A 13,509-nucleotide genomic window follows, 5' to 3' on the forward strand; every position below is an offset into this window, starting at 1 on the left:
GCCCCGGGCGGGTACCGGTGACGCCGTCCCGGTCCGGGGCCAGCACGATGTCCGAGCACGCCGACGCGTCCCGGGGGGAGTTGCGCACCGTCAACCTCGGCATCGTGTTCGCCTCGCTCTCCACCGTGGGGGCGCTCCTGGTGGTGATCGACGCGCCGACCTGGTGGCAGGCCCTCGTCCTGGCCCTGGGGGTGGCGACGGCGGCGGTGACCGTCACGCGGTGGGCGGAGGGCCGCGTCCCCCGTGTCCCGTTCCCGGCCCTCGCCGTCACCGGGGCCGTGTGGCTCTTCGGGGTCCTGGTGGCGGAGACACCGACCGCGTCCTACGGCTTCGCCGTCGTGGGGACCGTCGCCGTGCACCAGGCGCACCGCCGCCGGACGGCGGCCGTGCTGGGGCTGGCCGGCTTCGTGGCCGCGGTCCTCGCGGCGAGGCTGGCGGTCGCGCCGGGGGAGGTCGTCGACACCCTGCTGGAGTACGTCGTCGGCTCCGCGGGCATCGCCGTGGTGGCGGTCGTCCTCACCTCCCTCACCCAGATGGTCTCGCGCCTCGTCGCGGAGCTGGAGGAGTCGAGGGAGCGCGAGGCCGAGCTGGCCGTGGCCCGGGAGCGGATGCGCTTCGCCAGCGACCTGCACGACATCCAGGGCCACACGCTGCACGTGGTCAAGCTCAAGACCGCGCTGGCCCGCCGGCTGGTGCGCACCGACACCGACCGCGCGGAGGAGGAGCTCGGCGAGATCCACGCCCTGGTCGGCGACACCATCGCCCAGACCAAGGCGCTCGCCCACGCGCAGCGGCGGCTCAACCTGTCGGCGGAGCTGGAGAACGCCAAGAACCTCTTCGAGGCCGCCGGCATCCGCGTCCAGGTGCGCCGCGAGGGCGGGGTCCAGGCCCGCGCGGGCGAGATGCTCGGCCAGGTCCTGCGGGAGACGACCACCAACATCCTGCGGCACGCCCAGGCCGGGCAGGTGTGGATCACCCTCTCCGGGACCGGCATCTCCATCGTCAACGACGGCGCGCAGGAGGGCCCGCCCACCGGGCTCGGCGGGCTCGCGACCCTGCGCGAGCGCGTGGCCGGCGAGGGCGGCGAACTCACGGTGGAGCGCAAGGACGGACGGTTCCTGACCGCCGCGAGCTTCCCGCGCACGGCCGCCGGCGCCTCCCCCCTGCCGCACCGCCCCGCACCGACACGGAAGGACGACCGATGACCACCGTGGTGCTCGCCGACGACGAGGCCCTGCTCCGCAAGGCGCTGGCCGCGCTGCTCCCCATGGAGGGGGAGATCACCGTGCTCGCCGAGGCGGAGGACGGGGAGGAGGCCGTGGAGGCCACGCTCCGCCACCGGCCCGACGTGCTCGTCGTCGACCTGGAGATGCCCGGGACGGACGGGCTCGGGGCCGTCGCGGCGATCCGCCGGGAGCTCCCGGACCAGGTGATCCTCATGCTGACCCGGCACGCCAGGCCCGGGGTTCTGCGCAAGGCCCTGCGACTGGGGGTCCAGGGCTTCGTCAGCAAGTCGGCGGAGCCGGCGCACATCGCCTCGGTCGTCGCGACCCTGCACGGGGGCAAGCGGTGGATCGACCCGGACGTGTCCGCGCTCGCCGTCATCGACGACTGCCCGCTCACCGACCGGGAGGTGGACGTCCTGCGGGCGACCGGCGAGGGGTACTCGGCCGCCGACATCGCCGCCCGGCTGCACCTGGCGGAGGGCACGGTGCGCAACTACCTCTCGAACGCCATGCAGAAGACCCAGACGCGCACCAGGCACGAGGCGGCCAGGTACGCGCGCGAGCACGACTGGCTGTAGCGGTCCGGACGGACACGCCCGCGGTTCCGGCGGGCACGGCCGCCGTCGGGCGCCCGCCCGGGACCGGACCGTGCCCGCGGCCCCGGGCGGCGGGAGCCGGGCAGGGTGGGGGAGGCGGAGCGCGCCGGTCCGCACACCGGATCCCGGTCGCCCCCGGGTCGTGGACCCGGGGTTTCCCGTTCGCCGGGCGGGTGCGCCGCTCCGGAGGGCGAACAAATACCGAACAGCCGGACAAGCCGCTCGGGGGCCGCGGGGAAAACGGGGAACCTGGCCGACCAGGTCGTCGTCAGGGGCATGGCCAACGCCAGATCGACTCCACATCGTGATATCACAAACACAGAAAGTAGCGATGTCGGCCGTTTGCGGTCTCCCGTGACCGGCCGCACCGCCTCCGACCCGTCACTCCGCGGCCGCTCTCGCCCGCTGTCCGTCGCCCGACCCGCCCGAGCGCGGCACAGCACCCGCGGACCGTTCGGCATCACGCCCCGCGACCGGCCCCGGTCGATATCCCTGAACTCGTGGAGAAGACACCCTTGACCCAGATCTGCCGTCCCCCGGTGTCACCGGGGCGCGTCACACCTCCGTCCGGCACTTCCCACCGGGCGCCGCGGCGGCACCGCGACGCCTCCTCCGAGACCCGTACGCGTCCGCTACGCCGCACCCGCCGCGACTCCGCCGCGAGGGGGGCGCGCCGTGAAGCGTGAGGCCGTCGTCACCGGCGTGGGCGTGGTCGCCCCCGGGGGCATCGGCGCCGCCGCGTTCTGGGACATGCTCACCGCGGGTCGCACCGCCACCCGGGGCATCACCCTGTTCGACCCGGCGGGCTACCGCTCCCGGATCGCCGCCGAGGTCGACTTCGACCCCGCCGCGCACGGCCTGGACGAGCAGCGGACCGCGCGCATGGACCGGTACGTCCAGTTCGCCGCCGTCGCAGCCGCCGAGGCCCTGGCCGACAGCGGCGCCCCACTGGCCGGCGTCCCGCCCTGGCGTGTCGGGGTGAGCATGGGCACGGCGGTCGGCGGCACCACCCGCCTGGACCGGGAGTACGCGGTGACGAGCCGCGGCGGCGCGGACTGGGTGGTCGACCACACCGCCACCGCGCCCCACTCGCACCTCGCGCTGATGCCGAGCACGCTCTCCGGGGAGATCGCGGAGCTGGTCGGCGCCCGCGGCCCGGTGCGCACGGTCTCCACCGGGTGCACGTCCGGGCTGGACGCGGTGGGCTACGCCGCCCAGGCCGTCGAGGACGGCCTCGCGGACGTGGTCGTCGCCGGGGCGGCCGAGTCGCCGATCTCGCCCATCGCCATGGCCTGCTTCGACGCCATCAAGGCGACGTCGGACAGCAACGACGACCCGGGGCGCGCGTCCCGGCCCTTCGACCGCCACAGGAACGGCTTCGTCATGGGCGAGGGCGCGGCCGTCCTCGTCCTGGAGGAGGCGTCGGCCGCGCGGCGGCGCGGCGCCCGCGTCCGCTGCCGGGTGGCGGGCTTCGCCAACCACGGCAACGCCTTCCACATGACCGGCCTGCGGCGCGAGGGGACGGAGATGGCGCGCGCCGTCACCACCGCGCTGGACCACGCCCGGCGCTCCGCCACCGACGTGGACTACGTCAACGCGCACGGGTCGGGGACCGTGCAGAACGACAGGCACGAGACCGACGCCGTCAAGCGCGCGCTCGGCGAGCACGCCCGCCGGGTCCCCATGACCTCGATCAAGTCGATGGTGGGGCACTCGCTCGGCGCGATCGGCTCGATCGAGCTCGTGGCCTGCGTCCTGGCCATGGACACCGGCGTGGTCCCGCCCACGGCCAACCTGGCCACACCCGACCCCGAGTGCGACCTCGACTACGTCCCGGTGACCGCGCGCGAGCACAGGACCGACGTGGTGCTGTCCGTGGGCAGCGGTTTCGGAGGGTTCCAGTCGGCGGTCGTCCTGGACCGGGGAGAGTGAGGAGCGGCCATGACCATGGTGATCACGGGCCTGGGCACGGTGTCCCCGGCGGGAACGGGCACCGACGCCTACTGGGCCGCGCTGGTGGAGGGTCGGACGCTCCTGACGCCGATCCCCGACGTCGGCGCCCGGGGCTACCCGGTCCGCCTGGGCGGCAGGGTCCCCGGGTTCGACCCGTACGAGCACATCGAGGGCCGCTACGTCGTCCGGACCGACGCGTTCAGCTGGTTCGCGATGGTGGCCTCCGACGAGGCCCTGCGTGACTCGGGGGTCGACGTCGCCGCCGACCCCTACGCCACGGGGGTGCTCATCTGCAGCGGCAGCGGCGGCAACGAGTTCGGCCAGCGCGAACTGGCCGCCCTGTGGGGGCGGGGGCCGGAGTTCGTCGGCCCCTACCAGTCCATCGCCTGGTTCTACGCCGCCAGCACGGGCCAGGTGTCGATCAGCAACGGCCTCAAGGGCATGTGCGGTGTGCTGACCACCGACGAGCCGGGCATGCTCGACGCCCTGGGGCAGAGCCGGCAGGCGCTCCGGCGCGGAACCCCGGCGATGCTGGTCGGCGGCAGCGACGCGGCGCTGGGCTCGCCGTTCGCCCTGGCCACCCAGCTGGGCAGCGGGGTCCTGAGCGAGGGCGGCGACCCCGGCACGGCGTACGCGCCCTTCACGGAGGGGGCGTGCGGCTTCGTCCCGGCGGAGGGCGCGGCCGTCGCGCTGGTGGAGGACGCGGCCACCGCGCGGGCGCGCCGGGCCAGGGTGCGGGCCGTCGTCGCGGGCCACGCGAGCACGTTCGGCGGCGTCGGCGCGTTCGACCCCGGCGGTGAGGGCCTCCTGCGCGCGGCCGAGGAGGCGATGCGCCGCGCCGGGGTGGGCCCGGAGGGGGTGGACGTCGTCTTCGCGGACGCCGTCGGCCTCCCCAAGGCCGACGCCGACGAGGTCGCGGCGCTGCGGCGGCTCTTCCCCGACGGCGTGGCCGTCACCGCGCCGAAGGCGGGCTTCGGCCGGGCCTACGCCGGGGCCGGCGCCCTGGACGTGGCCGCCGCGGTGCTGAGCCTGGAACACCAGGTCGTTCCCCCCACCCCCCACGTACCGGACGCGCCCCTGGGCCTGGACCTGGTCACCAGGGTCGCCCGCCCCGCACGCCTGCGCTCCGCGCTGGTGCTGTCCCGGGGCGTGGGCGGCGGGAACTCCGCGCTCGTCCTCCAGCATCCCGACCACGTCTGACACACGACAACAAGGAGACCCATGGCCGAGAGCCGCATCACGATCGAGGAACAGGTGGAGCTGATCTCCGCCTGCGCCGGGATCAGGACCGACGTCGAGACGGCGTCCTCGCAGACCTTCGACGAGCTGGGGGTCGACTCCCTCGGCGTCCTCGGCATCGTGGCCGAGATCGAGCGCCGCACCGGCCTCAAGCTGGGCGCCGACGCGGAGCAGGCGCCCTCCCCCGCCGCACTCATGGCCCTGGTCAACGGGGACGTCCCCGCCCACATGGAAGGAGCGTGACGGCCGTGCCCTCGCGTACCGAGAACAGCATCGTCATCGACGCCCCCCTCGACCTGGTCTGGGAGATGACCAACGACCTGGGCGAGTGGACCGGTTTCTTCCCCAAGTACGCCGAGGTGGAGGTCCTCGAGAGGGAGGGGGACACCGTCCGGTTCCGGATCACCAAGTTCCCGGACGACCAGGGCCGCGTGTGGAGCTGGGTGTCCGAGCGCGTCATGGACCGCGCCGCGGGCGAGGTGCGCGCCCGGCGCGTGGAGACCGGGGCGTTCGAGTTCATCAACCTGCACTGGACCTATGAGGAGGTCTCGGGCGGGGTCCTCATGACCTGGCGCAACGAGTTCACCATGAAGCCCGACTCGCCCTACAGCGACGAGCAGATCACCGCCAACATCAACCGGGAGGCCCCGGTCGAGATGGGGCTGATCAAGAAGAGGGTCGAGGCGAGGGCGATGGCGATGGCGGAGAACCCCGTCGCCTGACCGGGCCCGGGCCCCGGGGCCTTCGGAACGGCGCGGCCCCGGCGGTCGCGCCGGCGCCCGGAGGCCCCGGGGCCCGCCGGGCCGCAGGACGGCCCGGCGGGACGGGCCGGGTCAGCGGCGGTGTCCGGGGGCCCGCGCCAGCACCGCCTTCTGGAGGGCCTCCAGGGGACCGGCGCGGAACCGGCGCAGCCACAGCGTGGAGGCGGTGAGGAGCAGCGCGCACAGCGCCGCCCACAGGCCCATCACCCACCAGGGGCCCGAATCGGCGAGGCGGGTGGCCAGGCCCAGGCCGAAGCCGTGGAGGACCAGCACGCAGACGAGGTTCTGCGCCACGTAGCCGCTCATGGCCGTCCTGCCGAGGGACGACACCGCCGTGACCGCGCGGCCCCCGGGGTTCGCCCGGTCCAGCACCCAGCCGACCGCGCCGATCACGCCGAGCGCCACCACCGGGGCGGCGACGTAGCGGTCCAGGAGGGCCAGCCCGGGCCCGGCCAGGGTCGTGGCCAGGTTGAACGGCACCCCGACGCCCAGGCCCCACACGAGCAGGCGGCCCCGGATGCGGCGGCCGGCGGCGTCGTCCCCGAAGGCCCCGGCGCGGAACAGCCGCACGCCCAGCAGGAACATGAACACCATCAGGGCGAAGGTGAGGATCGGCTCGGCCCGGAAGAGGAGCACGTGGTCGAGCCGGAAGGCGACCTGGTCCAGGTAGCTCCCGTGGGCGTAGAGGTCCACGACCTCGGGCGGGGTCTCCCCTCCCGCCGCGGCCGGGTCGAGGACCATCACCGCGGTGAGGAGCCCGATGAGGGCCGCGTGCAGGGCCGCCGCCGTCCACATCACGGCGTCCCGCGCCCTCCGGGAGCGGGTCAGCAGCCAGGCGACCACCAGGGACGTGACCGCGTAGCCCATGAGGACGTCGGCGGCGAAGACCAGGGTGAAGTGCACGAGGCCCTCGGTGAACAGGAACAGCGCCCGCCACTTGTAGGGGCCGGGCCAGCGCTCCCCCCGCCGGGCCGCCGAGCGGAACTGGATCGCCAGGCCCACGCCGAACAGCAGGGTGAGCAGGGCGAGGAACTTGCCGTTGGCGAGGAAGAGGAACAGCCCCTCCCCCAGGGAGGCCGCGGACGGCGACTCCCGGAAGTCGGCGAGGGTGCCGAGGGACTGCGCCCCGAACAGGAAGCTCGCCTCGGAGCCGGGGGCGGTGAACAGCCACACGTTGGTGGCGAGGGTGCCCATGATGGCGACGCCCCGGAGGACGTCGAGCAGGGGGAGGCGCGCCCCCGCCCGGGCGGGGGTCCCGGTCTGCGGATCGGTCGTGGTCATGCGGACATCCCAGCTCTCGGTCGGACGTGGGTCACGAGCTCTCGGGGTCCGCGAAGAGCCGGTCGACGTAGGTGGTGAGGGAGGCGAGGACCGGGGCCTCGGAGAAGTCCCCGCCGGTGACGAGGTGGTGCACGGTCAGGCCGTCCACGAAGGCGACGAGGGCGGCGGCCTCCGCTCGGGCGCCCGTGCCGGGCGGCAGCTCGCCCGCCCGCAGGCCCTCGCCGAACGCCTGCTCGAACGCGTCGACGAGCTGCCGCGTCGTGGCCCTGTGCAGCCGGGACATCTCCGCGTCGGCCATGGTGGCCGGCAGGAACTCCAGCCAGACGGTGAGTTCCAGGCGCCGCTCGTCGTCGAGGGGGAGGAGGGTCTCCGCCGCGCGGAGGACCCACTCCCGGACGGTGGCGGGCCCCTCGCCCGCGGCGAGTGCCAGGAGGCGGGCCTCGCCCTGCTTGTACATGTACTCCACCCCGAACCGGAGCAGCTGGGACTTGGTGCGGAAGTAGCTCTGCACCAGCCCGACCGACACCCCGGCCTCGTCGGCGACGTCGGCGAGGGTGGTCCTCGCCAGTCCCCGCCTCCCCACCGAGCGCAGGAGTGCCCGGGCGACCTGTCGTCGCCGCTCGTCGTGGTCCGCCGTTCTCGCCATGAAAAAATAATACGACACTATTTTTTAATATGGCGACAGGTCCCGTGGCCGGGACCGGCCGCGCCGCCCCCGGGACCGCGCGGCCACCGGCGCCGGGCGACCGCGTCGCGGCGCCCGTGACGCCCGCCACGGACTCCGCGAACGCCCGGGACCTGCGCTTGTGATGCAATAACAACGGGTTCGTGAACCCGCGAGGGATCCCGAGACCGGCAACAGCACATCGACAGAGGGAGGTTGGTCCCCCATGACCGACCGCGCGTACGTGATCGCAGGATCGGAGGCCACCGGCGGCGCCGGCATCCAGGCCGACCTCAAGGCCTTCCAGGAGCTCGGCGTCTACGGGATGGGGACGATCACCTGCATCGTCTCCTTCGACCCCGGCAACGGCTGGGGCCACCGGTTCGTCCCCGTCGCCCCGAACGTCATCGCCGACCAGATCGAGGCGGCGACCGCCTGCCACGACCTGGACGTGGTGAAGATCGGCATGCTCGGCACCCCCGACACCATCGACGTGGTCGCCGAGGCCCTCCGGCGGCAGCCGTGGCGGCACGTGGTCCTGGACCCGGTCCTGATCTGCAAGGGCCAGGAGGCGGGCGCGGCCCTGGACACCGACAAGGCGCTCACCGCCCAGATCCTCCCGCTGGCCACGGTGATCACCCCCAACCACTTCGAGGCGCGCACCCTCGCGGGCATGGAGCGCATCGACTCCGTGGACGACCTGGTCGAGGCCGCCCGCCGCATCCGCGAACTCGGCCCGGAGCACGTGGTCGTCAAGGGCGGCACGGAACTCCCCGGCCCGGACGCGGTGGACGTGTACTTCGACGGCGAGGAGGTGACGGTCCTCAGCGCCCCGAAGATCGGCGAGGAGCGCGTGAGCGGCGCCGGGTGCACCTTCGCCGCCGCGATCACCGCCGAACTGGCCAAGGGCGCCGAGGTGGGCGCCGCCGTCGCGACCGCGAAGGCGATGGTCCGCGAGGGGATCGAGAGGCGGCTGACCACGCACGCCCCGTTCGCCTCGGTGGTGCCGGTCGCCCCGCGCGGCTGACGCGCACGGCCTCCCGACCCAGGATTTCAGGAGAATTCGTCCCCTATGGGAAGATTTTTTCTGCGGATCATGATTGGGAGCCGCCACAGCGGTGAGGGCAGGGACCAGGACCGAATGCCCAGCAGGAGGTTGACATGTCCGAGCAGAACCGCGCCGGCAACAAGGCCGACGAGTACAAGGGCAAGGCCAAGGAGTCCCTCGGCAAGGCCACCGGCAACGAGCAGTGGCAGGCCGAGGGCAAGACCGAGAAGACCACGTCCAAGCTCAAGCAGGCCGGTGAGAAGGCCAAGGACGCCCTCACCTCGGACAAGAAACCCAAGGCTCCGTAGGACCCGCGCGGACGGCGGGGGCGGGGCGGCCCCGGGCCGCCCCGCCCCCGCCGCGTGCCGTGCCCGCCCGGGGCTCCGCTCCGGCCCGGGCGCCCGGGAGCGCGGAAGTCCCCGGCTCCTCCGCCGAGGCCTCGTACCCGTGGCGGGGCCGGGCGCCGGGACCGGCCACGGGTACGAGACCACCGGGGCGGGGCCCGCGCCGCACCGGCGGCGGATCCGGACGGCCCGCTATCCCACGCGCGCCCCCCGTTCCGGGCGCTCGCGGCGGCGCAGGGACAGCACGACGGCGCCGATCACCGTCAGCAGGACGGCCAGCCCGCCCCAGACCATGTCCTGGCCGATCAGCAGCTCCCCGCCCTCGGCCCCGGGGGTCCGGCCCCCGTCCCGGCCGGTGATCGTCACGGCGAGCAGCACGACGACGGTCGCCGCGGCCGCCAGCCGGGCACCGAGCCGGGCGAGCGCCCGGAGCCTGCGCCCGCCCGCCAGGTCACGGAGCGTGAAGCGCTCGTCCGCGCGCAGCGGCGCCAGCAGCCGGGCCAGGAGCAGCAGGGCCACGGGGAGCTGGAGGGCCCACACGAACGTGCGGAACCAGCCGTCGAACCACACGTTCGTGCCGTAGAGCAGGGTGTGCCAGACGCTCAGCGCGTAGACGACGATGACGAACCGGTGCAGCGCCCGCCACGTGCGCGTCCCGGTCCGGAACCGGAAGTAGTAGGCGAGGCTGAGCGGCACGGCCAGGTAGAGGGCGATCAGCCCGATGAGGATCGCGACCTGCCCGGTCCCGGTGGCGTATCCGCCGGGCACGAACACGTCCACGAACGCGGACAGCAGGCGTCCGCCCCAGGCCAGCCCCTCCTCGTTGTCCCGCACGAGTTCGAGGAAGAACGCGAACGCGTGGGCGAACATCAGTCCCATGGTGGTGAGGCTGGTGACGCGGTGCCAGCGCTCGATGCGGGCGTGCGGGACGGGGGCCCGCGCCGGGGGCGCGGTGGAGCGGAGCAGCCCGAGCATGACGGTGATCCAGGCCCAGAGGAGCCCCGACCACCCGAAGGCCTGGCAGAGCCAGTACAGCCAGTACTCCCCGGCGTCGGACAGGAACGGCATGACCATGAGCGTCATCGAGGTCCCCGCCTCGATGCGTGCGTAGACGACGAAGAAGATGACGAGGGTGACGACAAGGGCGGCGGCGCTGTCGGGAACGACGCGCCGCAGGTCGGCGCGGAGTGCCGCGCCGTCGATCCGGGAGGGTCTGCGCCCGGGGCGGGCGCGTTCGGGTCCGGTGGTGTCGGCCATGGGCGGGGGGTGCCTTTCGTGAGAGGGAACCCCTATGACAGCAGCGCTTCCCCCGCCTGGCCACCCCTCTTCCCGGGGTGTCCGGGGACCGGTCCGGACCGGTCCCCCCGGACGGCTCGCCCCTCGGCGGGGAGGGCGCCCCGGGCAGGGCACCTCCCCGCCGCCGCGCTTCCCGGGAGGCGGGCCGCAGGGGGCAGGCCTCAGGGGGGCGGGGCCGCCGGGGAGAACCCGAGCCGGAGCCGGTGCCGGCCGGCGGCCAGCCGGTGCGCGGGCAGCACGCCCGGGCCGCAGGAGGCCGAGCCGATGCCGTGGTGCTCCAGGTCCAGGTGCAGGTGGATCCGCCCGTCCGGCACCAGTTCGTGCGGGTGCCGGGCCGCGTCGAGGGCGGCCGTGTCCCACCGGCGCGCGGAGAGGCCGAAGACCGGGTCCCCGTCGATCCGCAGTCCCGTGCCGTCCTCCGCCCGCAGGACGGCCCACCGTACGTCGGCCCGGTTGCCGTTCTCCTGGGGCCGCAGGTAGGGCGTCTGGAGCCCGTCGACCGAGCTGGCGAACCGGCCGACCCTCGCGGCCTGGTCCACGTCGCGGTAGGCCTCGCCCGGGCCGCGCCCGAACCACTCGACCCCGCCCAGGGAGGAGGGCACGTCCATGCGCACGCCGAAGCGCGGCAGGGGGCAGGGCCACTCCCCCTCGGCCTCGGCGTCCACGTCCAGGAGCAGGCGCCCGCCCTCCGCGGTCCAGCGGTAGGCGACGAGCATCCCGAAGTCCGCTCCCGCCGGGGCGAGCCGGTCGCGCACGACGTACGCGTCGCCGTCCCGCCCGGCGGAGAGGCGGCGCGAGGTGATCCGGTCGAGCCCGGCCGCCCGCCAGGGGACCTCGACGGACACCCCGTGGCGCGCCTGGTCGTTGTCGGTCGGCGCGCGCCACAGGTCCACCGCCGGGGTCCCGACCGGCAGTCCTCCGACGGAGAGCAGGGCGCCCGTTCCCGTGTCGAGGACACCCGGGCCGAGTCGGAGCAGGGCGCCCTCCGTGCCGACGGCGGGTGCGGCGGTCCCGACCGGCCCCGGGGCCCCGGCCGTCCCGGCAGCGCCGTGTCTCCCGGTGGCGAGCCGGGCCTGCCCCCAGGCCAGTTCGTGCCCGGCCGGGGCCCAGGGCTGGTCCGCGCCCAGGTGGACCGACACCGTCAGCCACGCCTCGCCGCCGCCGGGCGGCTCGGGCATCCCGGGCAGGGGGACGTCCGCGTCCGCCCCGGGGCCGAGCACCGGCATGTCCAGCACACCCTCCGCGAACGGCACGCCCTCCTCCTCCGCGCGCCACCGGAGGACCAGCCCGGACGTGTCCCGGAAGTCCCAGGTGTTGGCGATCCCCACCGTCCCCGCGGCCGGGTCGGGGACGACCCGCACCGGCTCGATCGTCTTCTTGTAGGCGTGCAGCCCGGGCCCGGGCGTGCGGTCGGGGAGGAGGAGGCCGTCCGCGACGAAGTTGCCGTCGTGCACCGTTTCGCCGAAGTCGCCGCCGTAGGCGAACCACTCGGCGCCGTCCGGTCCGCGGCGGCGGATCCCGTGGTCGATCCACTCCCAGACGAACCCGCCCTGGAGTCGCTCGTGCCGCGTGAACAGCTCCTGGTACTCCTCCAGCCCTCCCGGGCCGGCGCCCATGGCGTGCGCGTACTCGCACAGCACGAACGGGAGCCCCCGCCGGTGGGCGTCGGCCCCGGGGTCGTCGGTGGCCTCCTCCTCGCGGCGGCCGATCGCGTCCACCTCGTCGTGCGGCGGGTACATGCGCGAGTACACGTCGGCGTAGGAGCTGTCGCGGTCGCCCTCGTAGTGGACCGGCCGGGAGGGGTCGTGCTCGCGCACCCAGGCGGCCATGGCCTCCAGGTTGCGGCCGGTCCCCGACTCGTTGCCCAGGGACCACAGGACGACGCTCGGGTGGTTGCGGTCCCGCCCCACCGTCCGGGCGATCCGGTCGAGGTAGGCGTCACTCCAGCGCGGGTCGTCGGAGGGGTTGCCGCGCCACCCCACCAGCTCGAAGCCGTGGGTCTCCAGGTCGCACTCGTCCACGACCCACAGGCCCAGCTCGTCGCACAGGTCGAGGAAGTCGGGGTGGGGCGGGTAGTGGCTGGTGCGCACGGCGTTGACGTTGTGCCGCTTCATCAGCAGGACGTCCTCGCGCATGGTCTCCCGGGGCACGGCGCGGCCGTGGTCGGGGTGCCACTCGTGGCGGTTCACGCCGCGCAGCAGCAGCGGCCTGCCGTTCACGCGCAGCAGGCCGCCGGAGACCTCCACGGTGCGGAAGCCGACGCGCAGCCGCGCCCGCTCCCCCGGCGCGGCGACCACCGCGTCGTAGAGGCGGGGCTCCTCGGCCGTCCACGGCTCCACCGGGCCGACCGCGTGCTCCACCCCGGCCGGGGCGTCCACCAGGCCGAGCTCCGGAACGCTGACCAGCGCCTCCGCCGATCCGGCCACGTCGACGCGCAGGGTGCCCGTTCCGTCCTCGTGGTCGTAGGAGGCGTGGACGGCGACGTCGCCGATCCCCCGCTCGGGGAGGGCGGTCAGGGTGACGTCGCGGAAGATCCCGGACAGCCACCACATGTCCTGGTCCTCCAGGTAGCTGGCCGCCGACCACTGGTGCACGCGGACCGCCAGGACGTTGCGGCCCGGGCGCAGCAGGTGGCCGGCGTCGAACTCGGCGGCCAGGCGGCTCCCGGTGGAGAAGCCCAGTTCGGTGCCGTTGAGCCACACGCGGAAGCAGGAGTCCACGCCGTCGAAGCGCAGCGCGGCGGCCCCCTCCGGCCAGTCCTCCGGCAGGTCGAACTCCCGCCGGTGGTCCCCGGTGGGGTTCTCGTCCGGCACGTGCGGGGGGTCCACGGGGAAGGGGTAGACGACGTTCGTGTAGGCGGGGGCCCCGTGGCCGTGCAGCTGCCAGTGGGAGGGGACGGGCAGCCCCTCCCACCCGGAGTCGTCGTAGTCCGGCCGCTCGAAACCGTCCGTGCCGGCCGGGGCCCCGGGGAGCATCCGGAACCGCCACGTGCCGTTGAGGTCCAGGGCGGGGGCGTCGCCGTCGAAGCGGGCGCGGGGCGCGCGGGCCCCGGCGGAGGGGGCGAAGTCCTCCAGGTAGGCGGGCTTGCGGGTCTCGGTCAT

12 protein-coding genes are annotated in these 13,509 nt (G+C 74.6%); 8 read left to right on the forward strand and 4 right to left on the reverse strand.

What is annotated here, in order from left to right; translation table 11 throughout:
- The first annotated feature begins 47 nt into the window (after window positions 1–47).
- The 6 genes from OUQ99_RS28740 (at window position 48) to OUQ99_RS28765 (ending at window position 5,736) form a co-directional block, all read left to right on the forward strand.
- Entirely contained in the window at window positions 48–1,205 is a 1,158-nt protein-coding gene (locus OUQ99_RS28740; RefSeq protein WP_267946886.1) for a sensor histidine kinase, read from the forward strand.
- Window positions 1,202–1,804, forward strand: a complete 603-nt coding sequence (locus OUQ99_RS28745) for a response regulator transcription factor (RefSeq protein ID WP_267946887.1) — start codon at window positions 1,202–1,204, stop codon at window positions 1,802–1,804. The genes OUQ99_RS28740 and OUQ99_RS28745 overlap by 4 nt, the downstream gene beginning before the upstream one ends.
- 693 nt (window positions 1,805–2,497) lie before the next feature.
- Complete coding sequence (locus OUQ99_RS28750; RefSeq protein WP_267946888.1) at window positions 2,498–3,754, forward strand: beta-ketoacyl-[acyl-carrier-protein] synthase family protein; 1,257 nt, start codon at window positions 2,498–2,500, stop codon at window positions 3,752–3,754.
- A gap of 9 nt (window positions 3,755–3,763) precedes the next feature.
- Window positions 3,764–4,975 carry a beta-ketoacyl synthase N-terminal-like domain-containing protein gene (locus tag OUQ99_RS28755; protein WP_267946889.1) on the forward strand — a complete coding sequence of 404 codons (1,212 nt, stop codon included), beginning with the start codon at window positions 3,764–3,766 and terminating at the stop codon, window positions 4,973–4,975.
- Between the two features lie 21 nt (window positions 4,976–4,996).
- The gene (locus tag OUQ99_RS28760; protein WP_267946890.1) at window positions 4,997–5,257 is read left to right on the forward strand and encodes an acyl carrier protein; all 261 of its coding nucleotides are present in this window, start codon (window positions 4,997–4,999) and stop codon (window positions 5,255–5,257) included.
- Window positions 5,254–5,736, forward strand: a complete 483-nt coding sequence (locus OUQ99_RS28765; RefSeq protein ID WP_267946891.1) for an SRPBCC family protein — start codon at window positions 5,254–5,256, stop codon at window positions 5,734–5,736. The genes OUQ99_RS28760 and OUQ99_RS28765 overlap by 4 nt, the downstream gene beginning before the upstream one ends.
- 111 nt (window positions 5,737–5,847) lie before the next feature.
- On the opposite strand, the gene OUQ99_RS28770 is transcribed toward OUQ99_RS28765, so the two are convergent.
- Complete coding sequence (locus tag OUQ99_RS28770) at window positions 5,848–7,056, reverse strand: DUF418 domain-containing protein (RefSeq protein WP_267946892.1); 1,209 nt, start codon at window positions 7,054–7,056, stop codon at window positions 5,848–5,850.
- A 31-nt stretch (window positions 7,057–7,087) separates the two neighbouring features.
- A complete protein-coding gene (locus OUQ99_RS28775) occupies window positions 7,088–7,702 on the reverse strand; it encodes a TetR/AcrR family transcriptional regulator (protein ID WP_267946893.1) in 615 nt (204 codons plus the stop codon).
- A 244-nt stretch (window positions 7,703–7,946) separates the two neighbouring features.
- On the opposite strand from OUQ99_RS28775, the gene thiD reads away from it, so the two are divergent.
- Together thiD and OUQ99_RS28785 are read left to right on the forward strand one after the other, a co-directional pair.
- On the forward strand, window positions 7,947–8,747 hold the full coding sequence (gene thiD, locus OUQ99_RS28780) for a bifunctional hydroxymethylpyrimidine kinase/phosphomethylpyrimidine kinase (protein WP_267946894.1): 801 nt from the start codon (window positions 7,947–7,949) through the stop codon (window positions 8,745–8,747).
- A 134-nt stretch (window positions 8,748–8,881) separates the two neighbouring features.
- Complete coding sequence (locus OUQ99_RS28785) at window positions 8,882–9,076, forward strand: CsbD family protein (protein WP_267946895.1); 195 nt, start codon at window positions 8,882–8,884, stop codon at window positions 9,074–9,076.
- Between the two features lie 228 nt (window positions 9,077–9,304).
- Here the strand turns inward: OUQ99_RS28785 and OUQ99_RS28790 are convergent, their stop codons facing one another.
- On the reverse strand, window positions 9,305–10,369 hold the full coding sequence (locus OUQ99_RS28790; protein ID WP_267946896.1) for a ferric reductase-like transmembrane domain-containing protein: 1,065 nt from the start codon (window positions 10,367–10,369) through the stop codon (window positions 9,305–9,307).
- 200 nt (window positions 10,370–10,569) lie between these two features.
- A complete protein-coding gene (locus tag OUQ99_RS28795; protein ID WP_267946897.1) occupies window positions 10,570–13,509 on the reverse strand; it encodes a glycoside hydrolase family 2 TIM barrel-domain containing protein in 2,940 nt (979 codons plus the stop codon).

Origin of the sequence: Streptomonospora nanhaiensis (genome assembly GCF_026642255.1) — a bacterium.
Lineage (GTDB): Bacteria > Actinomycetota > Actinomycetes > Streptosporangiales > Streptosporangiaceae > Nocardiopsis > Nocardiopsis tropica.